This window comes from Bacteroides thetaiotaomicron VPI-5482 (genome assembly GCF_000011065.1).
Lineage (GTDB): Bacteria > Bacteroidota > Bacteroidia > Bacteroidales > Bacteroidaceae > Bacteroides > Bacteroides thetaiotaomicron.
Genome location: NC_004663.1, coordinates 6,126,332 through 6,150,490, shown reverse-complemented (window position 1 = coordinate 6,150,490; position 24,159 = coordinate 6,126,332). Strand labels below are relative to the sequence as shown.

The following is a 24,159-nucleotide window of genomic DNA, read 5'->3' as shown; positions in this document are numbered from 1 at the left end:
GATCAACTTGATATTATTAAATAAAAGTACAATTATAAATCAGTTAGACTATGTTAGAAAATGAATTATGGGGAAATACTATTGAAAACTGGGGTATTTCCATTCTTATTATTTTAGGAGCAATTATTATTGTGAAATTATTATCGCTATTAGGCAAGAAAGTTATCAAACCTTTTGTTACGGGAACCGACAATCACCTGGACGACGTCATTTTTTACTCTTTGGAAGCGCCTGTTAAGTTTGCTATAATTCTGTTGGGAATCTGGATCGCTATCCATCGGTTGGTTTATCCGGACAGTTTTGTGAAAGTAGTTGACAATGCTTACAGCATTTTGATTGTTCTGGATATTACTTGGTTTTTCGGCCGTTTGTTCAGTAGTTTACTTCAGGTTTACTGGGGAAAGCAGTCCAACGGACAAGCTAACAAAATGATGCCAATCATCAAAAGAACCATCTTGGTTATAGTCTGGCTCATCGGCATCGTCATGGCTTTGAGTAATGTGGGAGTTAACATCAGCGCTCTGTTGGGAACTTTGGGTATTGGTGGTATCGCATTTGCTTTGGCAGCACAAGATACAGTAAAAAACGTTTTCGGTGCGTTTACCATTCTGACGGATAAACCTTTCAGCATCGGAGACACAATTCGCGTGGATAGTTATGAAGGAACGGTAGTAGACGTAGGAGTCCGAAGCACAAAAATAATGAATTACGACAAACGTATTATAACTTTCCCCAATTATAAGATTACCGATACTTCTATCGTTAATATTTCATCCGAACCTATGCGCCGAGTAGTCTTGAATCTTGGACTGACGTATGATACGACTTCCGAAAAGATGAAAGAAGCTTTAGAACTATTGAAATCCATCCCCAAAAGAGTAGAAAATGTATCTTCTAACCCTTCTGATATAGTCGCTGTTTTTACAGAATACTCAGATTCCGCATTGGTTATCATGTATATCTATTTTATAGAAAAACAAGGAGATATTTTAGGCGTAACCTCAAATATGAATATGGAAATACTGGCTGCTTTTAATAAAGCAGGATTGAACCTTGCTTTTCCGACACGGACTGTCTATATTCAGAAAGACGAATCATTGAAACAAGAAAATTGATAAACCCATCGTTCTCTTAGAAATATGTACATGCAGCCCAACATCAATGTGCTATTTTTAAGATTAAACAAAAATACAGTTGAGATAAAAATGATAAAACAAAGAATAAAGCGCATAAATTAGTGCAATAATATACGGAATAACAGATTATTATTGCATAAATTCACATGAGATATGCATCTTTTTCTATCACTAAACCACTCGTTGGTATTAAAGGAACGCCTCCTTGGTTTAAAACCAACGCATTCTTCCTCACCGAGGAACCTGTTTTTCCTCGGTGAGGAAGAGATAAAAAGACTACCCGGAGCTTGTTTTCACGCTGGTTAATCACAAATAGCGAAAAGGCAAGATTAAACAAAAAGTTATCCTTTCAGCCAATACATCATCCAAAAGAAAACATAAGAAGTAATATCATATCAATCTATTCAGCATACAACTTAAATAAAAGAAAGGAAGATTTTCATTCAAGCAAATGCAGGCGTTTTTCTACTTCTTATTTATCCGTAATGTAATTTATAGCATTCCTTGGCTGATTAAATATTCCTTTTTTTAAGAAAGTGCTTTTTTTCAGCAATAGGTAAGCCTGAGTAATAGTTAACGAACGACTGACAATACACAAACGATCATAGTAATTAGTAAGTCTGCAAGATCTTTTCGAGACGCTTATTTCCCGCGTATCTTGGTTGATAACTTCGCAAAAAATCAAAAGACGCAAACCCGCTATCTTCAGAATGCCGCCTATGTACGGTTGAAGAATTTGCAGATCGGGTATACCATCCCCGCCCAGATCACACGCAAAATAGGTGTTTCCAACCTGAGCGAAAGACGGATCGAACAGTTCAGGAAAAACTTATCCGTTGTCCCGTACTTTTTCCACAGGATTTAGTGTTAACTTTTAATTGATGACGTATGAAAAAGATAATTAAATATTTATTTTTGCTGACAGGGGGAAGCTTTATACTCGCTTCTTGCAATGTTTTTTTGGACAGGGAACCTTTAGACAGTGTGACCCCGGACAACTTTTTCTTTACTGAAAATGACTTGGCTGCCTATGCTGTAAAGCATTACAACTTCAGGACGCATGAGGGATTTAATGCCGGAATCTGGAAAAACGACAATGCTACAGATAATCAGGCTGCCACTGACTATGATAAGAAATGGATTCCCGGTCAATGGAAAGTTCCGGAAGCTTATGATAATCCAGCAAGTAATGATCCGTGGTATTTCTCTGCCATTCGTGAAGCTAATTACTTCCTCGCAACAGTAGTGCCCCGCTTCGAAAATGAAGCGCATTATCTGAATCCTATCGCTATCACGCACTTCAGAATTAGAGCCTCAAATCCTAACGATCTGAGTACTTCTATTATTTACCAGAATCCAGGATGGCCAATTCAAGCCAATGAAGGCCCGATAGGTATTAAATAAAGATATAGGTCATTTCGGATATGGTAAAAAGTGTAGGACGCACCGGGCTAATGTTTAAGAAAAAATAAAGCTCAGCGTCCTATGCTTCAAACTATTGGAAAATTTGTACCTTGGCGGGACGAAGTTCTAATGCAAAACAAAACAGTCTGACATTAATATATTAAAGATAGATCAATCAAGCAAATCTAAGAATTATGAAAAGTACTTCAACATGGTGGAAAATCTTACTCAGTGGTCTGTTATTGGCTGGAACACTGGTAGCTAACGCCGACACTTACCAGCCATCTTACTCCACAGCAGGCTTTTATCAGCTTTCCAACACAGGCCGCACAGTGTATAACATGAATCCTGCCTGGCGATTTTATAAAGGCAATATCGAAGGAGCGGAACAGCCGAGATTCAATGATAAAGACTGGAACATCGTATCATTACCCGATGGCATAGAATATCTCCCCACCGAAGCGAGCGGATGCATCAATTATCAGGGGGAAATCTGGTATCGCAAACACTTCACTCCCAAGGAGAGTTGGAAAGGAAAACAACAATTCCTCCACTTCGAAGCCATTATGGGAAAATCAAAAATATGGGTGAACGGAAAGTTGCTGAAAGAGCATTTCGGTGGTTTTCTACCTGTCATCGTAGATGTCACTTCCAGTCTGAAGTATGGAGAAGACAATGTTATCACCGTATGGGCAGACAACAGTGACGATCCCTCCTACCCTCCCGGCAAACCGCAAGATGCACTGGACTTTGCATATTTTGGAGGAATTTACCGAGATTGCTGGATGATAGTTCACAACAAAGTATTCATTACCGATCCGAATTATGAGAATGAGACAGCCGGAGGCGGATTATTTGTCTCTTTCGACAAAGTTTCCGAGCAATCCGCACAGTTGAAACTGGATGCACATATACGCAACACTTCCGGAAAATCCTTCAGTGGTAAAATAATCTATGAACTCTATGACCGCGACGACAAACGTGTTCTCTCTAAGGAGACCGGTTTGTCGGTAAGCAAGGATCTTGCGAAACAAATTTCTTGCAAAGTGACCGTAGAAACACCTCATTTATGGTCACCCGACAGCCCCTATCTTTACAAACTACACATTTATATAAAAGACAAAGCCGGTAACACCATCGACGGATATTACCGCCGTATCGGCATTCGCAGCATTGAATTTAAAGGAAAAGACGGATTCTGGCTAAATGGCAAACCTTACCCCTATCCTCTGATGGGAGCCAACCGTCATCAAGATTTTGCAGTGATTGGTAACGCCTTACCCAACAGCCTTCATTGGCGGGATGCGAAGAAGTTGCGTGATGCCGGAATGCGTGTTATCCGTAACGCCCATTATCCGCAAGATCCGGCGTTTATGGATGCTTGTGATGAATTAGGACTGTTTGTTATTGTCAACACACCGGGATGGCAATTCTGGAATGATCAGCCGATATTTGCTCAGAGAGTATATAGTGATATCCGCAATATGGTTCGCCGCGACCGCAATCACCCCAGTGTATGGATGTGGGAACCGATTCTGAACGAAACATGGTATCCGGCTGACTTTGCTAAAAATGTAGTGGACATTCTCAATGAAGAATATCCGTATCCTTATTGCTATGCCGGATGTGATGTAACCGCACGTGGACACGAATACTTTCCGATACACTTCACCCATCCGATGAACGGAGGTGGAGGAGCCTTTAATACCGAAAATCTGGATCCGAAAATCAGTTATTTCACCCGCGAATGGGGAGATAATGTGGATGACTGGAACTCTCACAACTCACCAAGCCGGGTCAATCGCGGCTGGGGAGAAGTACCGATGCTGATTCAGGCACAGGGATATGCCAAAAACGATTACCAACTCACCAGTTATGATGGACTATACAGAACTTCAAGACAACATATGGGCGGTTGCCTGTGGCACTCGTTCGATCACCAGAGAGGATATCATCCTGACCCGTTTTACGGAGGTATCATGGATGCCTTCCGACAACCTAAACTATCTTATTATATGTTCTGTTCCCAGCGTCCTGCCGAACCCAACAAAGAATTGATCGCAGATAATGGACCGATGATTTACATAGCCAATGCCATGACCCCATTCTCTCCGAAAGATGTAACGATATATAGCAACTGTGACGAAGTTCGCCTCACGTATTGCAAGGGAGGCAAAGAATATACTTATCATAAGCCGGCAAATGAAAGCGGAATGCCCTCACCCGTCATCACATTCAAGGATGTATTTGATGTCATGTATGATAAAAAGCTGTCACGCCAAAAGAAACAGGCAGATTCTTACCTTCTGGCAGAAGGATTAATGGACGGAAAAGTGGTTGCGACACATAAAGTAACACCCACACGCCGCCCGTCAAAACTGTTGCTTTGGGCAGATGACGAGAAAGTACAGATGAAAGCGGACGGATCGGACATCGTGACGGTCATTGCAGCCATCGCAGATGAAAACGGAAACATCAAGCGTTTGAATAATTATGAAGTAAAGTTCGAAATCGAAGGGCAGGGCCAACTAGTTGCCAATGAAGAAACATTCACCAATCCACGTCCGGTACTTTGGGGAACTGCTCCGGTGCTGGTAAGGTCCACCACTACACCGGGAAAAATTAAAATCCGTGCATCAGTGGTATGGCAAGGCAAACATACGCCGGTTCCGGCAGAACTGATTATTCCTACTTTTCCATCAGAACATACGCTGGTAGCAGACAAAGATGAACTGACACAAGCACAATCCGCAAGCAAAGATGCCGGAAATAAAATAAATGCCGCTCCATCCGATTGTGAGAAACGTGTACTTGAATTACAACAGGAACTGAACCGCCTGAAACTGAAAGAAGTCGAAAAACAACAGAGTGACTTTGAATAATGCGCATAGTTCTATCTATAAACAGAAAAAACACAAACTTATTAAAATACAGTTATGATAAATAGAATAGTATATACTTCATTTTTATTAGGAGCGAGTTTCGCCAGTACAGAAGCACAGGTAAGTACTCCTCCCAATATTGTATTGATTTTATGTGACGACATGGGATTCTCCGATCTGGGTTGCTACGGAAGTGAAATCCAGACTCCCAACATAGACCGTCTGGCAGAAAACGGGGTACGCTTCAGCCTGTTCAAAAATACAGGAAGAAGCTGCCCTAGCCGTGCTGCTTTGCTGACAGGACATTATCAGCACGAAGCCGGCATGGGATGGATGACGGCAGTAGATGAACACCGCCCCGGATACAGAGGACAAATTACAAAAAACATCCCCACCATTGCCGAGGTGATGAAAGCGAATGGCTACAGCACATATATGAGCGGTAAATGGCACGTCACAGTGGACGGAGCTTTTGATACTCCCAATGGCAGCTATCCGGCCCAACGGGGATTTGACAAATATTACGGTTGCCTGAGCGGAGGAGGCAGTTATTATAAACCAACACCGGTATACAGCAATCTGACCCGAATCAAAGAATTCCCCGATGACTATTACTATACCACTGCCATCACCGATTCCGCCGTCAGTTTTGTCAAGCAACACCCTACAGACAAACCGATGTTTATGTACGTAGCTCATTATGCCCCTCACTTACCCCTCCAAGCTCCTGCCGATCGTGTAGAGAAATGCAGAGACCGATATAAAGTGGGATATGACATGTTGCGTAAACAACGTTTCGACAGGTTAAAGGAGCTGAAGTTCATTTCGGACGAAATGGATTATCCTGTCTACCAAAAAGAATTTGACGGAAAACGTCCCTCTTGGGAAACACTCACACCAAAGCAACAGGAGCAATGGATTACCGATATGGCAACCTATGCCGCCATGATCGAAATTGTGGATAGCGGAATCGGTGAACTGGTGGAAACCATCAAGGAGAAAGGGATGCTGGACAATACCGTATTTATCTTCTTAAGCGATAACGGTGCAACCAAAGAAGGCGGATACCTGGGCCAGCTTATGGCTGATTTGAGCAATACTCCTTATAGAAGCTATAAGTCACAATGTTTTCAGGGAGGCACAAGTACCCCTTTTATCTTATCTTATGGCGATGCCGAAAAAAACAAGATGAAAGGTCAGATTTGCAGGCAACCTGCCCACATTATAGACATACTGCCTACCTGCATGGATATTGCCACAGCTACTTATCCGTCAGAATTCAAAGAGAATTTGCCCGGCAAGAGCTTACTCCCTCCAATCCATGGAAAAAAGATAAAGCCCAGAGAATTATACTTTGAGCATCAAAGTTCCTGCGCCATTATTTCCAATCATTGGAAACTGGTACGCGGCAGCCGGAATGAACCATGGGAGCTAATCGACTTATCGGCAGATCCGTTCGAAACCAAGGATTTGTCCGCCCAATATCCGAAGCTAGTGAAAAAACTAGAGGCTAAATGGAATAAATGGGCGAAACAATGTAATGTCTTTCCACTCGAAAACAAACCTTGGACCGAAAGAATTAACTACTATCTGAAACAAAATCCGGATCAAAGCGGAATAGAATAAAATCCGGGAACAATAGTCTTCTTAATACTAGGTTTAGAAAAAAGACTGTTCCTTTTAGACGAACAGTCTTTTTTCTGTTTACAAGACATATTGTTTGTATATAGCTGTTTTTTTATTACTTTTGTGCCTTCAGCCCCAAAGAGCTGTAACACACTTAAATTCATGAAATATACTTTTATCTAATAATAAACACGCTACGACAATGAGAAAGAAACATTCGCTCCTATTTTGTGCCTTATTTACGATTTTTACGGGACATGCAGAAGATACGGATTATACCAAAGGACTTTCTATCTGGTTTGATTCTCCCAATACATTACAAGGAAAAGAAGTCTGGCATAGTTCCAAACAGGATGCCAGTTGGGAATCACAGTCATTGCCTATAGGTAATGGAAGTATCGGTGCTAATATTTTGGGTTCAATAGAGGCGGAACGCATAACTTTTAATGAGAAAACGCTTTGGCGTGGCGGTCCTAATACAGCCAAAGGAGCAGATTACTATTGGAATGTGAACAAACAGTCCGCGCACATCCTGGACGAAATACGTAAAGCATTCGTAGAAGGAGACCAGAAAAAAGCGGAAAAACTGACACGCGAGAATTTCAACAGTGAAGTCCCTTATGAATTTTCCAGAGAAAAGCCTTTCCGGTTTGGTAACTTCACTACAATGGGAGAATTCTATGTAGAAACAGGATTAAGCACAATAGGCATGAGTGACTACAAACGTATCTTATCATTGGATTCGGCAATGGCGGTGGTTCAGTTCAAAAAAGATGACGTAGCATATCAGCGTAACTATTTTATTTCTTACCCTGCCAATGTGATGGTGATGCGTTTCAGTGCCGACCAACCGGGCAAACAGAATCTCACTTTCAGATATGCCCCCAATCCGGTATCTACAGGGCAGTTCTCTGCCGACGGTAATAATGGTCTTGTTTATACGGCTTCTCTGGATAATAATGGAATGAAATATGCAGTCCGTATTCAGGCAACAGTAAAAGGCGGTACCTTAAACAACACAGATGGACGGATTACAGTGAAAGAAGCTGATGAAGTCGTATTCTATGTGACTGCAGATACCGATTATAAAATGAATTTCGCACCGGACTTTACCGATCCAAAAACATATGTCGGCGTTAATCCGCTTGAAACAACCCAGCAATGGATGAAGGATGCCGTATCCAAAGGATATTCCAACTTACTGGACGAACACTACAAAGACTACGCTTCTTTGTTCAACCGAGTGAAACTGGAATTGAATCCTACAGTGAAAACATCCAATCTGCCCACTGCTCAACGACTGAAAAACTATCGGAACGGACAACCTGACTACTACTTGGAAAAGCTCTATTACCAGTTCGGACGCTATCTGTTGATAGCCAGTTCCCGACCGGGTAATATGCCTGCCAATCTGCAAGGCATCTGGCATAACAACATAGACGGCCCCTGGCGTGTGGATTATCATAATAACATTAATATCCAAATGAACTACTGGCCGGCCTGCTCTACAAACCTGGATGAGTGCATGCTCCCGCTAATTGATTTCATCCGTACCTTAGTGAAACCGGGTGAAAAGACCGCTCAGTCTTATTTTGGTGCAAGAGGATGGACAGCATCTATTTCCGCCAACATCTTTGGCTTTACTACCCCATTGGAAAGTCAGGACATGTCCTGGAACTTTAATCCGATGGCAGGTCCCTGGCTGGCAACTCACGTTTGGGAATATTATGACTATACCAAGGACCTGAAATTCCTGAAAGAAACAGGATATGAACTGATTAAGAGCAGCGCCAACTTTACTGTTGACTATCTCTGGCATAAACCGGACGGAACGTATACGGCTGCCCCCTCTACTTCACCGGAACACGGCCCTATCGATCAGGGAGCTACATTTGTGCATGCAGTTGTCCGTGAAATCCTGCTGGATGCTATCCAAGCGAGCAAAGAATTGGGAATAGACAAAAAGGAACGTAAACAATGGGAGCACGTGCTTGCCAATCTCGTCCCTTATAAAATAGGTCGCTATGGTCAGTTACTGGAATGGTCAACCGATATCGACGATCCGAAAGACGAACATCGCCATGTAAATCATCTCTTCGGTCTGCATCCCGGACACACTGTTTCTCCTGTCACTACTCCCGAACTGGCAGAAGCAGCCAAAGTTGTATTGGTGCATCGTGGTGACGGAGCTACCGGCTGGAGTATGGGATGGAAGTTGAACCAGTGGGCACGCTTACAAGATGGAAATCACGCTTATACCCTCTTTGGTAATCTGCTGAAAAACGGAACAGTAGATAACCTTTGGGATACACACCCACCCTTCCAGATTGACGGAAACTTTGGCGGCACAGCCGGTATCACAGAAATGCTATTACAGAGCCACATGGGATTCATCCAATTACTACCTGCTTTACCGGATGCCTGGAAAGACGGCTCTATTTATGGCATATGCGCAAAAGGAAATTTCGAGATAGATATTGCATGGAAAGACGGACTTCTAAAAGAAGCGACTATCCTGTCCAAAGCAGGACAGAATTGTATCGTGAAGTACGCCGGTCAAACAATCTCTTTTAAAACAGTGAAAGGGCGTAGCTATCAGCTAAAATACGACAAAGAGAATGGATTAATAAAAATCAAATAATAACATAACACTTTAACCTATGTCATCTTAGATGAATACAAAAACATTTACCCCCAAATCGACCATGAAAATTTATACTTGTCTTTGCTTGCTTTTCTTAGCCGATTATCTGGTTGCCCAGAATAATACTTCGGCATTGTTGCCTATGCCCAATCAGATAACTTCAGTAAAAGGGAAACCCTTTACTGTCCGTTCCGGAAAAACGGCCATTTATTTGAGTCAGCCGGAGTTGCAGTTCACTGCCAATACGCTGCAAAATATATTATCAGACAGAATGCAAGTGGAAATTCCACTTGCTTCCGAATCCGACCGTGCTGATATCCGCTTGTTAATTGACCCTGCAATGGAAGGAAATGAGCACTATCGCATCGAAATAACTTCCAAAAGGATAACTATCAGCGGAGCTACTGTACGAGCTGTTTATTATGGAGTTATGACTATGGACCAGCTTCTTTTAGGTGATGTATGCGCCACTACACAAAAGAAAATTTCTCCTGTCTACGTTGATGATGCGCCCCGATTCTCTCATCGGGCATTGATGCTCGACCCCGCCCGTCATTTTCTTCCGGTCAATGATGTGAAGTTCTTCATTGACCAGATGGCACATTACAAATACAACATACTCCAATTGCATTTGACAGATGACCAGGGATGGAGAGTCGAAATAAAAAAACATCCTAAACTAGTTGGCAAAGATTATTATACCCAAGAGCAGCTTGCCGAAATCATTCAATATGCTGCCCAACGGAATATCGAGGTCATTCCCGAACTGGATATCCCCGGACACACCGTAGCTATATTAGCAGCTTATCCCGAATTAGGATGTACTCATACCGATACGCTGCCTAAGATAGTAGGCAAAACTACGGATTTAATGCTTTGTGCAAATAATCAGAAAGTGTATTCCGTCTATCAGGATATCATCAAAGAAATATCTTCTTTGTTTCCATCCGATTATATACATTTAGGAGGCGACGAAGCTGTTATAGAAAAGAACTGGACTCAATGTACCCGTTGCCAGGCCATGATGAAAGAGTTAGGCTATCAGAAAGCTTCGCAACTCATGATTCCTTTTTTCAGCCGCATGCTTTCGTTTGTTCAGGAAAATAATAAGACTCCTATGCTTTGGTGCGAACTGGACAATATTTATCCGCCTGCCAACGACTATCTCTTTCCTTATCCCAAGAACGTAACTTTAGTAAGCTGGCGTGGAGGATTGACACCTACTTGTCTTGAACTTACCCGAAAACATGGCAATCCGCTTATCATGGCACCGGGTGAGTACGCTTATCTGGATTATCCGCAACTGAAAGGAGATTTCCCCGAGTTTAACAATTGGGGCATGCCCGTCACCACTTTGGAGAAGTCTTATCAATTCGACCCGGGATATGGCGTGTCCGCTGAAGATCAAGCCCATATCATAGGAGTTATGGGCACTTTATGGGGAGAAGCTATACGGGATATAAACCGGGCAACTTATATGGCATACCCGCGCGCTTTCGCACTGGCAGAAGCAGGATGGACACAAATGAAACATCGCAATTGGGAATCATTCAAACAACGTCTTTACCCCAATCTGACTAATATGATGAAGAAAGGGGTTTCGGTACGTGTTCCTTTTGAGATAGTTGACAGGAAGTAAAATCTCAATTATAAGCCATTTAATATGCTATTTCAACTAAACATGAGATACTAGCTATTTTTAGGGATAGAACATTGATGAAGCTATTCAAATAGTATATAAAGTGGAAGCATAGTACTATTATTTATTATACTAGTACACAGTTAAATATATATTATTATATTCTCAAAGTATTCTCACGCCTTTGAGAAAAAATTCTCACCGCAATGAGAAAAAATACTCATACCTATGAGAAAAATTTCTCATTGCAGTGAGAAATTATTCTCATTGTGGTGAGAATAAAAAGGTCTTTGTACTTCACTGATAATAATTCGGTATTTCTTGTTTTATAGATGCTTTAATTCATTACGGAATAAAGGAATGGATATTTTTATGATGCGGTAGCTTTGATATTTCAAATAAGTTCTTATGGAACTTAATCGTATTAGAAGGAGGAAAGCTAAATGGTAGTTAATGAGTATCTTGTAAATAGGAATGACTTTTATTCTATTTTGAGTACTAATATAGAGACTCAAATTGTCGTATTTTGATGAGGAATTGTTAATTCAAAAACACACATATCGTTTTATGTTAACAAGAATAAAAACGTCACAAAATGATTTGGGAAACTCTAACAAATCGTTTTGCCGTTTATAAATCAGCAACTTAACATCAAAATCGTTACTATTTTATTTCGCTCAATTTTCAGTAACGATTTAGTAACACTACTTTGTCCAAACGGGGCATTTTTGTCCTTTGCTTGCCTGCGGACAAAATAAAAAAGTCCCATAAAACCTTGATTTTACGGGACTTGTCTTAGATTTTCCACCATTTGTCTTTAGTGTTCAGCGGAGAGACAGGGATTCGAACCCCGGGTACCTCGCAGTACAACGGTTTTCAAGACCGCCGCAATCGACCACTCTGCCACCTCTCCAAAACTCCTTTATCAGAAGTGCTTTCCGTTGAAAGCGGTGCAAAGGTACGAATCATTTTTAAATCTGCAAACAATCTGACATTTTTTTCGCGAAATAATCGTATTTTTGCAGCCTATAATAAGTATAAAGACATGATATATCCTCAAAATTTTGAGCAAAAGATAGGATTCGACCAAATAAGGCAGTTACTGAAAGACAAGTGTCTCAGCACTTTAGGCGAAGAACGGGTTTCAGACATGAGCTTTACCGAGCAATTTGAAGAAGTGGAAGAGAAACTGAACCAGGTAACTGAATTTGTGCGTATCATTCAGGAAGAAGACGGATTTCCCGATCAATTCTTCTTCGATGTCCGCCCATCACTGAAACGGGTACGGATAGAAGGCATGTATTTGGACGAACAAGAACTATTTGACCTACGCCGTTCATTAGAGACTATTCGTGATATCGTACGTTTTCTACACCGGAATGAAGAAGAGGAGGAAAACGATGTACCCTACCCCAGCCTGAAACGGTTGGCGGGAGATATAGCCGTATTTCCTCAACTGATTGGTAAAATAGACGGTATCCTTAATAAATATGGAAAAATAAAAGACAATGCATCCAGCGAATTGGCCCGTATCCGTCGGGAGCTGTCCAGCACAATGGGAAGTATCTCACGTTCACTAAACAGTATCCTGCGCAATGCACAATCTGAAGGCTATGTAGACAAAGACGTAGCTCCGACTATGCGTGACGGCCGTCTCGTTATTCCTGTCGCACCGGGATTAAAACGAAAGATCAAAGGTATCGTGCACGATGAATCGGCAAGTGGAAAGACCGTATTCATCGAACCGGCAGAGGTCGTAGAAGCCAACAACCGTATTCGCGAACTTGAAGGGGATGAACGACGGGAAATCATTCGTATCCTTACAGAGTTTTCCAATATCCTGCGTCCATCTATTCCAGACATCCTTCAATCGTATGAATTTCTGGCAGAGATCGACTTTATCCGTGCGAAAAGTTATTTTGCCATACAGACCAACAGCCTGAAACCGACAGTAGAAAAGGAACAACTATTGGATTGGACAATGGCAGTGCATCCCTTACTGCAACTCTCATTAGCCAAACATGGGAAAAAGGTTGTTCCACTGGATATAGAACTAAACCAAAAGCAGCGTATCCTTATCATTTCCGGTCCCAATGCCGGAGGAAAGTCTGTCTGTCTGAAAACAGTCGGTTTGCTACAATATATGTTGCAATGCGGTATGCTGATTCCTTTGCACGAACGCAGTCATGCAGGTATGTTCAGCAGTATCTTCATCGATATCGGTGACGAACAGTCCATCGAAGATGACCTGAGTACTTATTCTTCGCACCTGACCAATATGAAAATCATGATGAAAAGCTGCAATGAACGCAGCCTCATCCTGATCGACGAGTTCGGGGGAGGTACGGAACCACAGATCGGAGGAGCCATCGCCGAAGCTGTGCTGAAACGTTTCAATCAGAAAGGAACGTTCGGAGTAATAACGACTCACTATCAGAATCTGAAGCATTTTGCCGAAGATCATGAAGGAGTAGTCAACGGCGCCATGCTTTACGACCGCCATTTGATGCAGGCACTCTTTCAACTACAAATCGGAAATCCGGGCAGTTCATTTGCCGTAGAGATTGCCCGGAAAATCGGATTGCCGGAAGATGTGATTGCAGATGCTTCGGAAATTGTAGGAAGCGAATACATCAATGCCGATAAATATCTTCAGGACATTGTACGCGACAAGCGCTACTGGGAAGGGAAACGACAAACGATCCGCCAACGGGAAAAACACATGGAAGACACCATCGCCCGTTATCAAACGGAAATGGAAGAGTTGCAAAAATCACGGAAGGAGATTATCAGACAAGCTAAAGAAGAAGCTGAACGAATGTTGCAGGAATCAAACGCCCGCATCGAAAATACCATCCGTACGATTAAAGAAGCTCAGGCCGAAAAAGAAAAGACCCGCTTGGTACGTCAGGAGCTGAACGATTTCCGTACTTCCCTGGAAACAATGACTTCCAAAGAACAGGAAGAAAAGATTGCCCGCAAAATGGAGAAGCTGAAAGAGAAGCAGGAACGGAAGAAAAACAAGAAAAACGAACCGAAAACCGCCGCATCACAGACAGCCGCTACCCCTAAAGTAATACCTATCACCGTTGGTGAGAACGTAAAGATCAAGGGACAGACAAGCGTCGGACAGGTCATGGAAATCAATGGTAAAAATGCAACCGTCGCTTTCGGAAGCATTAAAACCACGGTGAAACTGGATCGTCTGGAGCGAAGCAACGCCGCCCCCAAGACGGAAGGAATAGCCAAAAGTACGTTTGTCAGCAGTCAGACACATGACCAGATGTACGAGAAGAAGCTTAATTTCAAGCAAGATATTGATGTACGGGGGATGCGTGGTGACGAGGCTCTGCAGGCTATCACTTATTTCGTAGACGATGCCATCCTTGTCGGTATGGACCGTGTACGTATTCTTCACGGAACAGGAACCGGAATACTCCGTACACTCATCCGCCAATACCTGTCCACCGTACCGGGCGTCAGTCATTATGCAGACGAGCATGTCCAGTTCGGAGGTGCCGGAATTACGGTAGTCGATTTTGACTAATCTGAAAACAAAACGATCGAAGAACTTGTTCTCATTTAGAAAACCACTACCTTTGTGTTACAGTGGTTTTCTAAAACGAGAATAAAGCATGAAGAATAATCTGTTAAGCGAAAAGCTTATTTACACAGGGGACAGCCTTACCCCCACCCATTTACATCTCTGCACATACAATGCAACCGAGATGCAGGAAAGTTCCGGTGACACCTTCCAAAGCGTCAAAGAAACATTGGATAACGAACGAATCAACTGGCTGCAGGTACACGGGCTGAAAGATACGGAAACCATCCGTGAGATTTGCAGTCATTTTGAAATAGACTTCCTCGTTTTACAAGACATATTAAATGCCGACCACCCGACGAAAATAGAAGAGCATGACAAATATATTGTCCTGATCCTGAAAATATTCTATCCCAATGAGCATAAAGAGGATGATGACCTCGACGGATTGCTCCAACAACAAGTCTGCATCATTCTGGGAAATAACTATGTACTTACCTTTCTTGAAAAAGAAACAGATTTCTTTGATGAAATCAACGCCGCATTGAGAAACGATATACTGAAAATCCGTAGCCGTCTGACGGATTATCTGCTCAGTGTATTGCTGAACAGCATCATGGCGAACTACATTTCAACGATATCTTCCATCGACGATGCACTCGAAGACCTGGAAGAAGAACTGCTGATGATTACCAATGAGAATGACATCGGCATTCAGATTCAGGGGCTGCGCCGCCAATATATGCTGATGAAAAAGGCCATCCTCCCGCTTAAAGAGCAATATGTAAAATTGTTGCGGGCAGAAAATCTCCTTATACATAAAGTAAACCGTGCCTTCTACAATGATGTGAACGACCATTTACAATTTGTATTACAAACGATTGAAATCTGCCGTGAAACACTGTCTTCATTAGTCGACCTGTATATCTCGAACAATGATTTACGAATGAACGATATCATGAAGCGGCTGACCATCGTATCCACCATTTTCATCCCGCTAACGTTTCTTGTCGGTGTGTGGGGAATGAATTACAAATGGATGCCCGAACTGGACTGGCGGTACGGATATTTATTTGCCTGGATTATAATGGCGGTTATCGGTATTATTGTATATTTGTACTTCAGAAAAAAGAAATGGTATTAACTAAAGCGCACCCATCCATGAAATCAATAAAAGAATTATACAGAATCGGCACAGGTCCTTCCAGCAGTCATACAATGGGCCCTCGTAAAGCTGCAGAAATGTTTGTTGAACGTCACCCGGATGCCGCATCTTTCAAAGTAACCCTTTATGGAAGTTTGGCAGCTACAGGCAAAGGGCACATGACGGATGTGGCTATCATAGATACTTTACAACCTGCCGCTCCGGTAGAAATCGTATGGCAACCCAAAGTTTTCCTCCCCTTCCATCCGAACGGAATGACGTTTGCTGCTCTGGATGCAGACAACAAGATATTGGAAAACTGGACGGTTTACAGTATCGGTGGCGGAGCTTTGGCAGAGAATAATGACAACCCGACAATCGAAAGCCCGGAAGTATACGGCATGAACAACATGACCGAAATCCTGCAATGGTGTGAACGTACCGGAAAAAGTTATTGGGAGTATGTCAAGGAATGTGAGAACGAGGATATATGGGACTATCTGGCAGAAGTATGGGACACAATGAAAGACGCTATCCACCGAGGTCTGGAAGCGGAAGGTGTATTGCCCGGACCGCTGAACTTACGTAGAAAAGCTTCCACCTATTATATACGTGCTACCGGATACAAACAATCTCTGCAATCCAGAGGACTCGTTTTCTCTTACGCACTGGCAGTCAGCGAAGAAAACGCTTCCGGTGGAAAGATCGTGACTGCCCCTACCTGTGGTTCCTGCGGAGTGATGCCGGCAGTACTTTATCATTTACAAAAAAGCCGTGACTTCAGTGACATGCGGATTCTTCGCGCCTTGGCTACAGCTGGGCTAATTGGAAACATTGTCAAGTTCAATGCGTCCATCTCCGGTGCGGAAGTAGGATGTCAGGGAGAAGTCGGCGTTGCCTGCGCGATGGCATCAGCAGCAGCCAATCAATTATTCGGAGGAAGTCCGGCACAGATTGAATATGCTGCGGAAATGGGGCTGGAACACCACCTGGGGATGACTTGCGACCCCGTATGCGGTCTCGTTCAAATCCCTTGTATCGAGCGGAATGCTTATGCTGCTGCCCGTGCACTGGATGCCAATCTTTATTCAGCTTTTACAGACGGTATGCACCGTGTTTCTTTCGACAAAGTGGTACAGGTAATGAAACAAACCGGACATGACCTGCCCTCACTGTATAAGGAAACCAGCGAAGGAGGACTGGCCAAAGATTATCAACAAATGTAATATAATGACTACAGAGGAGTGTCTGTCCACATTCCTCTGTACATAACTAATTCTACTCCATAACCGGCCAATTCGTATCATCGCCATTGGTGATATCCCTTTCATGCAACAAGCCTCCTTCCTGCGAAAAGTACAGTGCAAATCTCAGATTTCCCTGTTTCACCTGAATCACGGACTCAGTAGGATGCTGCGGATACGTCAATACAAACACATCGGTCACTACCCATGAACTGTAGTTGGAATTACGGAAACCGGTATAAACGGCAGGTACTAACTGATCGATACTATCCAGTTCGTTTTCCGTCATCACCCAGTTGGCATTCGCGTCGAACCAGACATCCAGTTCGTCACCAGTCACCCAGCAGTCAGCTACATAATAATCTCCTTTCATCTCCCACTCCACATTCTGGGCATTCGGATATAGTTGCTTCAATGCCTCTGTGATATTGGCAGGCGGATTATACGTTTCATCATCATTATCATCACATGCGCTGAAAGAAAAGGCAGTCAGCATTAAAACGACTGCCCATGCGCCAAACTTAAACTTCAACATAATTAATTCTTAGGATTTAGGTTATATCATATTTTCATTTAATCATCAATCATCCGCTTTCAGGAATTTTCCTTTCTTGTCGAACTTGAAAGAAACGCCGGTACTTAATTCCACTTCATATCCTTTCCGGTCACGCTCCACTTTTGTCACAGGCTCTGTGAAGTTATGCTCTTTCAGATAACTGACAGCAAACGAAGGAACAACACTTGCCGGAACTGCATGCCCTTTACTAGCACTTACTTCCTCCCAGTTACCTTTACTATCAAAATCTATTTCCGTACCGTCCGTCAATAACACTTCATACTTGGCAGACTCCAACAGATCTTTATCAATCTTGATATGAGCCACCTGAGGTTTGGTAAAATGACGGTTGATAAAGTTGCGTGCCGGAAGCGGTAGCTGATTCATATCCTTTGTAATCACATCGCCGGCAAATGAGAACTGTATAGCTACAATAGCCATCACAAGCAAAGATAAAATTTTCTTCATAATCGTTATTCTTTTTAGTTAATACTATATCTGATAAGTTTTATACTGCAAATAACGATACAGATTTAGGAAAGATTTGGGAATAACCAGAGATCACATTCTTTTTTGTGTTCTTTAACTTTCAGTCTTGAATTTACCCCATAAAAAAGATCCGGATGCCCACTCAGGAACATCCGGATCGCTCTCTCTTCACCTTAACTTTTAACCTTAACTATTTACCTATTTATCTTTCCGAATATCCTGCGAGATTGTAGCAAACGGGAACGGTACTATCACCTACGCGGTAAATTCCGAACTTAAAGTAATACCCGTCTTCGTCGTTACGTCCAATCAGAATCTTCTCATTATCGACAATGTGTTTGCTCACTTTCTTACCTTGCTCCTGATAATCCATCCGTACATCCAGCATGCCCGGTTTCACAATCGTTTCCGCTTCCTTGCCATAGACCGTCCAGTCGATATGGACACGGAAAGTAATCCAGCAGTCTTTCGGGAAATCGGCAAAAGGTAATTTGTAGGCAATGGTGGATGCCTTGTATTCAGAAGTCAGCGGTTTCATAACGGGCGTCTTTCCCGGGTTTGCATTGCAACGGTCATCTTTGTCTGTCAGCCATTTACGGTCGGAGTTTGCTTTGATATAAAACAGTCCTCCGGAAAATCCGAATGCCAATGGCGGGTATCCTCCCTGTTCAACCAACCATCCGTTGGGTTTTCCTGCCTTATATACAGGTTTTCCATTTTTATCTTTCACCGGATTACCTTGTTTATCCAGTCTGGCCACTTTTTCGTGTCCGACATTCTTTTTGAAGAAGGTCGTTTTTTCCAGTTCTACAAATTCGTCAACAGTCAGTTTCTTCACCTCGCCCTGAGGAGTCTGGACCAGCGTCCGGTCGGGCATTCCGTGCCATTGGGCAAAGATGGTGGAGACATTGCTGTCTAAAGAAGAAGGAATATAAACCGAAAACTCATAGTCGCGGGAACTTCCTTGCGGACAAGCTCCCTTCCCGTGATGATAAACTGTCTTTGTGATCTGTGCTTTCTGATAAACGTCGGCAGGTAATCCCCTGAAATCGTCGGAAGTTGCATAGCAATATGAAAACTCGGCACGTCCTTTCGTTTCTCCTTTCGCATAACCTTCCAGTGTATTGTCTTCAGTTTTGAGTTCAAAGCGATAGGAGGGCTTGCCATCAAACAGGTTGGTAAAATCACGCTGAATGGCATGAGGTTTATTCGTCCCGACAGCTACCCAGCAACCGTCAATAATCTGGTTGATACGTGCAGAGTCAGCCTGTACGTTTACCCGTTCGGTGAGTGGCATCAGTGTTTGCGTATTTTTAGTCTGAGCAGTCAGCATCGTGCATCCTGCCGCCATCATATAAATAACCAAAATGTATTTTTTCATTCTATCCGGTATTAAGTTTATCGACGGTGCAAAAATACGAAAGGCAACCCTTACGGCTGCCTTTCGTTTGTCTCAAATGCTTTCACATTTGTGCAATTCTTCTGTCAGAAACGTCTTATATCCCCATTCACAAGCCTATTCAGGTGTTTCTTCCGTATAATCGTCTTCCAACATATCTACTTTCTTTATGCTCATTTTTCCATCGGCCGTTACAGTGATGGAAAGCGGAACATACAAATCGGTCTGCGGATAGCACACACTGGCGGCGTAGACAATTCCCTCCGGTGTAGTCTTGTCATATACGATTCCTTCAAGTATGGATTTTGAAAGGAATTTCGCGTCGACTACCGATGAAAAGTCGTTCTTCGTAAATGTCTTGTTGAGTACGTTTTCACTTCCCCGGGTGATGCGCAACACTATTTTATTGTCTACATACGTATCCCCCATCTCATTGGAGACGTGAGGCAGACTTTCGTCAGGAGTACGCGAAACCAGCGAATGATAGTCTCTTCCCTTAAACTTAATATCAGTTTCAGCTTTTGAACTTTGCATACGCTGCAACCCGTGAGCATCTACACTGTCTTGCCTTGCCAATACCGATTCTTTATTTGAACTTCCGTTCTTACCGCCACAGGCTGCCACTGCCAGAGCCAATGGTAACAAAAGCAGATAAATTAGCTTTTTCATTCCGAACTATTCTGTTTTATAAATATAGAGCAAAGGAACAAAAAGACGGGGAGATTTACAAGTGTAACCGACATTTTTCCTACATTTGCAATCAAGAGTGCTAATATTAACACAACATTTAAAGATTTAATGCCTTGCAAACCTGATATCATGTATCAACGAATCATAGCCATTCTTTTTTTCCTTTATGCATCTTGCATCCTAAGCAACAGCGCTTATGGAAAAAAAGTAAATTATCAGCAATTCGACAATATTTATCTCGGTGCTGAGGCATCGGTTGTCAGCTGTTTCCTTCAAGACAGTGAAGGATTGATATGGATAGGTTCCAACAAGGGATTATTCAGCTATGACGGTTACTCCACACAGCAACATTTTACTTACGGTGAAAACAATAATACCCGTATCTACTGCGGTGTCATTATAGACAACACCTATTTATATATGGGGACAGACAACGGAATCCTGGTTTATAATTACCGGGCTGACCGCTACGAGCAACCGGAAACTGACTTTCCGACAGATGTACGCACCATGGCTCTTCAAGGAGATACCCTATGGCTAGGCGCCTTAAACGGTTTATACACTTATCAGCTGCAAAGCCGGAAACTGACATCTTTTGATACCAGACGCAACGGACTTCCCAATAATACCATATACTCCATTATCCGCACCAAGGATAATCAAATTTATGTGGGAACCTACAACGGACTATGCCGCTATATCCCGTCCAACGGGAAATTCGAAGGCATTCCTCTTCCCGTCCATAGCAGTCAAAGTAACCTGTTCGTCAATTCTTTGCTGGAAGATACTACCCGCCAGTGTGTCTGGATTGGTACGGAAGGCTATCTCTTCCAATACTTTCCGTCAACCGGACAGATAAAACAGACAGAAGCCTTCCATAATAATTCGATCAAATCATTAGCCCTGGATGGAAACGGAGACTTACTGGCAGGTACAGACAACGGACTTTACGTCTATCATAACGATACCACCCCGCTACAACACATCATTCACGACTCCCGCAATATCCAGTCGTTGACCAATAATATCATCTGGAATATCTTTGCCGACCAGGAACATAACATCTGGCTGGGTACCGACTATGGCATCTCCCTCTCACGCTATAATAGTGCGCTGCAGTTTATTCCAATCTCACAGATTACAGGTACGGGAGACGGAAACCAATTCTATTCCCTGTTTCGTGACTCAAAAGGGTTCTATTGGTTTGGAGGAGCCAACGGATTAATTCGTTTCACTGATCCTGCCGGAGAAAGACACGATGCCATTTGGTACAGAATGGGCGACAAGACTTATCCATTATCTCACAACCGCATCCGGCATATTTACGAAGACAAAGAACAGCAGTTATGGATTGCTACCGACGGAAGCATCAACCGCTACGATTATGCAACCCGCCAATTCATACACTACAACATTGTAGACAATACAGGAACGTATAATACCAACTGGACCTATTATATATTTGAAGATACCGCCGGACAACTATGGATTTCAACATGCCTTGGAGGAATCTTTGTAGTAGACAAGCACAAATTGATGCAATCTACCTCCGGACAATATATAGCCGAACAGAATTACTCCGTCCACAACGGACTGTCCGGTATGTTTATCAACCAGATTATTCCCGATAATGAAGGCAATGTATGGGTATTGCTCTACAATAATAAAGGAATAGATAAAATTAATCCCCGCACACGGGAAGTAACGAAATTATTTGCAGACGAATTAACCGGAGAGAAAAGCCCCAACTACCTGTTATGTGATGAGGACGGCTTGCTTTGGGTAGGATTTCATGGCGGTGTCATGCGCATCAACCCCAAAGACGAGAGCCAGCAGAGTATCTCCTTCGGAAGTTTCAGCAACAACGAGATTTTATCCATGACTTGCGTGAAGAACTCCATCTGGGTATCCACTACCAACGGCCTCTGGATTATCGACCGGAAAACAATGGATGCCCGACAGCAGAATATGACAAACAAACGCTTTACAAGCCTGCTGTTCGACCCGAAAGAAGATTGTGTCTATCTGGGAGGAGCCGACGGCTTCGGTATCTCACACTCCAACCTAGAAGCCACATACCAACCGGAACGTCCGATTCTGTTGACTGCCTTATACATTAACAATCAACTGGTATCGCCACGCACCAGAGATGACGTGCCCAATATCCGATATACCAACTCAATTAAATTAAAATATGATCAGAATAACCTGTCATTCGAGTTATCCGACCTTCCTTATTCGCTGGACGAGAAAAACAAGTTTGTCTATCGTCTGGAAGGCATGGACAAAGAATGGAACTTTCTGAAATCCAATATCAACCGTATTACATACAGTAATCTGAGTTATGGAAATTATCAGCTTATCATCAGCAAGCTGGAGAGAGACGGACAACCATCCAACCGTCCTCATATTCTGAATATCCGGATTCTTCCACCGTGGTACTATACGATATGGGCAAAAGCCATCTATATCTTACTGCTGCTCAGTCTTATCGCATGGACAATCAACTTTTTCCGGGTTAAAAACCGCCTGAAAGCAGAACGCAGGGAAAAAGAAAAAATACTGGAACAGTCCCGTCAGAAAATGGCATTCTTCACCAACTTATCCAATGAGCTGAAGACACCTCTCAGCCGGATCATAGCTCCTATCAGCCAGTTACTTCCGTCTACGGAAGAAGTACACGAAAAACAGACACTGGAAGAAGTGCAGCGCAACGCCATGAAAATCAACTCGCTGATTCATCAGGTACTCAACTTCAACCGGATTGAAGACAATAAAGATTCATTGCTTATCCTGTCACGCATCGAACTTGTATCATTCAGCCGCAGTTTGTTTTCAGTCTATGAAGAGGACAAACGGTTCACGTTCCATTTCGAAGCAAACAAAGCGAAGATTTACGCCGATATGGATGCCATCAAACTTGGAGTAATACTAGATAATCTATTATCAAATGCTGTCAAGTTCACCTCAGAGGGCGGAAGTATCCGCTTATCCCTTTTCTATCGGCAGGAAACCGGTTTGCTGGAGATTTGCGTTTCCGATACGGGAGCAGGCATTCCGCAACAGGATATTCCTTATATCTTCCAACGTTTCTTCCAGTCACCCCATAGCGGCAGCAAAGAAGGCACAGGTATCGGACTTTATCTGGTAAAGACCTACACGGAATTACACGGCGGTTCTATCGATGGAGTCACCTCCGAAAAAGGAAAGGGAACTTCCATCGGGCTGAGCATTCCGGTCATTGCTGTAGAGGAAGACGAAATACCAGTCATAGCATCCAAAAAACAGTTGGAATCTCTCCCCATACTTAAACCGATCGAAGCAGAATCGCAGGATGAGAAATTTCTGTCGAACATTATCCGTCTGATTGAAGATCACCTCTCCGATGCAGACCTGAATGTCAACGCACTTTGCGAACTGTCGGGAATCAGTAACAAGCAGATTTACCGGAAAATCAAGCAACTCACCGGAATGTCTCCCGTGGAATATATCAAGTCCATCCGCATGAAGAAAGCTGCCATGTTATTGCAACAAAAGAAATTCACCGTTGCCGAAGTGATGTATATGGTAGGATTTTCCAATCATTCTTATTTCTCCAAATGCTTTCAGGCAGAGTTTGGAAAAACACCGCGCCAATACTTGAATGACGGGCTGTAGAGGCATTTTAGGGCTTTTCGTCCTATTTTTATCCTTATATGTCCAATCTGTGCTTTTATGAAAATGCCAGGCAGTCTATCTTTGCCGCTATCAACAAACCACTAA

The 24,159-nt window shown here is 42.9% G+C and carries 14 protein-coding genes, 1 tRNA gene and 1 pseudogene; 11 read left to right on the top strand and 5 right to left on the bottom strand.

The genetic code is table 11. The features are described from left to right. Nucleotides 1-50 precede the first annotated feature (50 nt). The 7 genes and pseudogenes from BT_RS23615 (at nucleotide 51) to BT_RS23590 (ending at nucleotide 11,331) form a co-directional block, all read left to right on the top strand. Nucleotides 51-1,115, top strand: coding sequence for a mechanosensitive ion channel family protein (locus BT_RS23615; protein WP_011109381.1), 1,065 nt, complete (start codon nucleotides 51-53; stop codon nucleotides 1,113-1,115). A 658-nt stretch (nucleotides 1,116-1,773) separates the two neighbouring features. Beyond that, nucleotides 1,774-2,014, top strand: a pseudogene (locus BT_RS24775) (hypothetical protein); the annotation flags it as partial. Nucleotides 2,015-2,024: 10 nt separating this feature from the next. Beyond that, on the top strand, nucleotides 2,025-2,540 hold the full coding sequence (locus tag BT_RS23610) for a hypothetical protein (protein ID WP_011109378.1): 516 nt from the start codon (nucleotides 2,025-2,027) through the stop codon (nucleotides 2,538-2,540). A 194-nt stretch (nucleotides 2,541-2,734) separates the two neighbouring features. Continuing rightward, complete coding sequence (locus tag BT_RS23605) at nucleotides 2,735-5,422, top strand: glycoside hydrolase family 2 protein (RefSeq protein ID WP_011109377.1); 2,688 nt, start codon at nucleotides 2,735-2,737, stop codon at nucleotides 5,420-5,422. A 54-nt stretch (nucleotides 5,423-5,476) separates the two neighbouring features. Then, entirely contained in the window at nucleotides 5,477-7,048 is a 1,572-nt protein-coding gene (locus BT_RS23600) for an arylsulfatase (protein ID WP_008760398.1), read from the top strand. Nucleotides 7,049-7,250: 202 nt separating this feature from the next. Beyond that, nucleotides 7,251-9,689, top strand: coding sequence for a glycosyl hydrolase family 95 catalytic domain-containing protein (locus BT_RS23595; RefSeq protein ID WP_011109376.1), 2,439 nt, complete (start codon nucleotides 7,251-7,253; stop codon nucleotides 9,687-9,689). A gap of 64 nt (nucleotides 9,690-9,753) precedes the next feature. Next, nucleotides 9,754-11,331, top strand: a complete 1,578-nt coding sequence (locus BT_RS23590; RefSeq protein WP_162303178.1) for a beta-N-acetylhexosaminidase — start codon at nucleotides 9,754-9,756, stop codon at nucleotides 11,329-11,331. Nucleotides 11,332-12,159: 828 nt separating this feature from the next. Here BT_RS23590 and BT_RS23585 read toward each other — a convergent pair. Further along, nucleotides 12,160-12,244: transfer RNA gene (locus BT_RS23585), tRNA-Ser, on the bottom strand. 132 nt (nucleotides 12,245-12,376) lie between these two features. Here BT_RS23585 and BT_RS23580 point away from each other — a divergent pair. From BT_RS23580 to BT_RS23570, 3 genes are all read left to right on the top strand, one after another. After that, the gene (locus tag BT_RS23580) at nucleotides 12,377-14,878 is read left to right on the top strand and encodes an endonuclease MutS2 (RefSeq protein ID WP_011109374.1); all 2,502 of its coding nucleotides are present in this window, start codon (nucleotides 12,377-12,379) and stop codon (nucleotides 14,876-14,878) included. Nucleotides 14,879-14,966: 88 nt separating this feature from the next. After that, nucleotides 14,967-16,019: a magnesium/cobalt transporter CorA gene (gene corA, locus BT_RS23575; RefSeq protein ID WP_008760394.1), complete on the top strand. Its 1,053-nt coding sequence runs from the start codon at nucleotides 14,967-14,969 to the stop codon at nucleotides 16,017-16,019. A 17-nt stretch (nucleotides 16,020-16,036) separates the two neighbouring features. Further along, nucleotides 16,037-17,245, top strand: coding sequence for an L-serine ammonia-lyase (locus tag BT_RS23570; protein ID WP_022470187.1), 1,209 nt, complete (start codon nucleotides 16,037-16,039; stop codon nucleotides 17,243-17,245). A gap of 52 nt (nucleotides 17,246-17,297) precedes the next feature. On the opposite strand, the gene BT_RS23565 is transcribed toward BT_RS23570, so the two are convergent. The 4 genes from BT_RS23565 to BT_RS23550 form a co-directional block, all read right to left on the bottom strand. Next, on the bottom strand, nucleotides 17,298-17,798 hold the full coding sequence (locus BT_RS23565; RefSeq protein ID WP_008760392.1) for a PepSY-like domain-containing protein: 501 nt from the start codon (nucleotides 17,796-17,798) through the stop codon (nucleotides 17,298-17,300). Nucleotides 17,799-17,843: 45 nt separating this feature from the next. After that, nucleotides 17,844-18,287, bottom strand: a complete 444-nt coding sequence (locus tag BT_RS23560) for a PepSY-like domain-containing protein (protein ID WP_008760391.1) — start codon at nucleotides 18,285-18,287, stop codon at nucleotides 17,844-17,846. Nucleotides 18,288-18,510: 223 nt separating this feature from the next. Then, the gene (locus BT_RS23555; RefSeq protein ID WP_055300818.1) at nucleotides 18,511-19,689 is read right to left on the bottom strand and encodes a heparin lyase I family protein; all 1,179 of its coding nucleotides are present in this window, start codon (nucleotides 19,687-19,689) and stop codon (nucleotides 18,511-18,513) included. A 135-nt stretch (nucleotides 19,690-19,824) separates the two neighbouring features. Beyond that, a complete protein-coding gene (locus BT_RS23550; RefSeq protein ID WP_008760389.1) occupies nucleotides 19,825-20,376 on the bottom strand; it encodes a DUF4738 domain-containing protein in 552 nt (183 codons plus the stop codon). Between the two features lie 150 nt (nucleotides 20,377-20,526). Between BT_RS23550 and BT_RS23545 the strand changes: the two genes are divergently transcribed. Beyond that, the gene (locus tag BT_RS23545; RefSeq protein WP_162303138.1) at nucleotides 20,527-24,054 is read left to right on the top strand and encodes a two-component regulator propeller domain-containing protein; all 3,528 of its coding nucleotides are present in this window, start codon (nucleotides 20,527-20,529) and stop codon (nucleotides 24,052-24,054) included. The last annotated feature ends 105 nt before the right edge of the window (nucleotides 24,055-24,159 follow it).

Coding starts and splice junctions, on each gene's coding strand:
- BT_RS23545 (WP_162303138.1), top strand. CDS start 20,527: ATGTATCAACGAATCATAGCCATTCTTTTTTTCCTTTATGCATCTTGC.
- BT_RS23605 (WP_011109377.1), top strand. CDS start 2,735: ATGAAAAGTACTTCAACATGGTGGAAAATCTTACTCAGTGGTCTGTTA.
- BT_RS23610 (WP_011109378.1), top strand. CDS start 2,025: ATGAAAAAGATAATTAAATATTTATTTTTGCTGACAGGGGGAAGCTTT.
- BT_RS23565 (WP_008760392.1), bottom strand. CDS start 17,798: ATGTTGAAGTTTAAGTTTGGCGCATGGGCAGTCGTTTTAATGCTGACT.
- corA (WP_008760394.1), top strand. CDS start 14,967: ATGAAGAATAATCTGTTAAGCGAAAAGCTTATTTACACAGGGGACAGC.
- BT_RS23600 (WP_008760398.1), top strand. CDS start 5,477: ATGATAAATAGAATAGTATATACTTCATTTTTATTAGGAGCGAGTTTC.
- BT_RS23595 (WP_011109376.1), top strand. CDS start 7,251: ATGAGAAAGAAACATTCGCTCCTATTTTGTGCCTTATTTACGATTTTT.
- BT_RS23615 (WP_011109381.1), top strand. CDS start 51: ATGTTAGAAAATGAATTATGGGGAAATACTATTGAAAACTGGGGTATT.
- BT_RS23570 (WP_022470187.1), top strand. CDS start 16,037: ATGAAATCAATAAAAGAATTATACAGAATCGGCACAGGTCCTTCCAGC.
- BT_RS23555 (WP_055300818.1), bottom strand. CDS start 19,689: ATGAAAAAATACATTTTGGTTATTTATATGATGGCGGCAGGATGCACG.
- BT_RS23560 (WP_008760391.1), bottom strand. CDS start 18,287: ATGAAGAAAATTTTATCTTTGCTTGTGATGGCTATTGTAGCTATACAG.
- BT_RS23580 (WP_011109374.1), top strand. CDS start 12,377: ATGATATATCCTCAAAATTTTGAGCAAAAGATAGGATTCGACCAAATA.
- BT_RS23550 (WP_008760389.1), bottom strand. CDS start 20,376: ATGAAAAAGCTAATTTATCTGCTTTTGTTACCATTGGCTCTGGCAGTG.
- BT_RS23590 (WP_162303178.1), top strand. CDS start 9,754: ATGAAAATTTATACTTGTCTTTGCTTGCTTTTCTTAGCCGATTATCTG.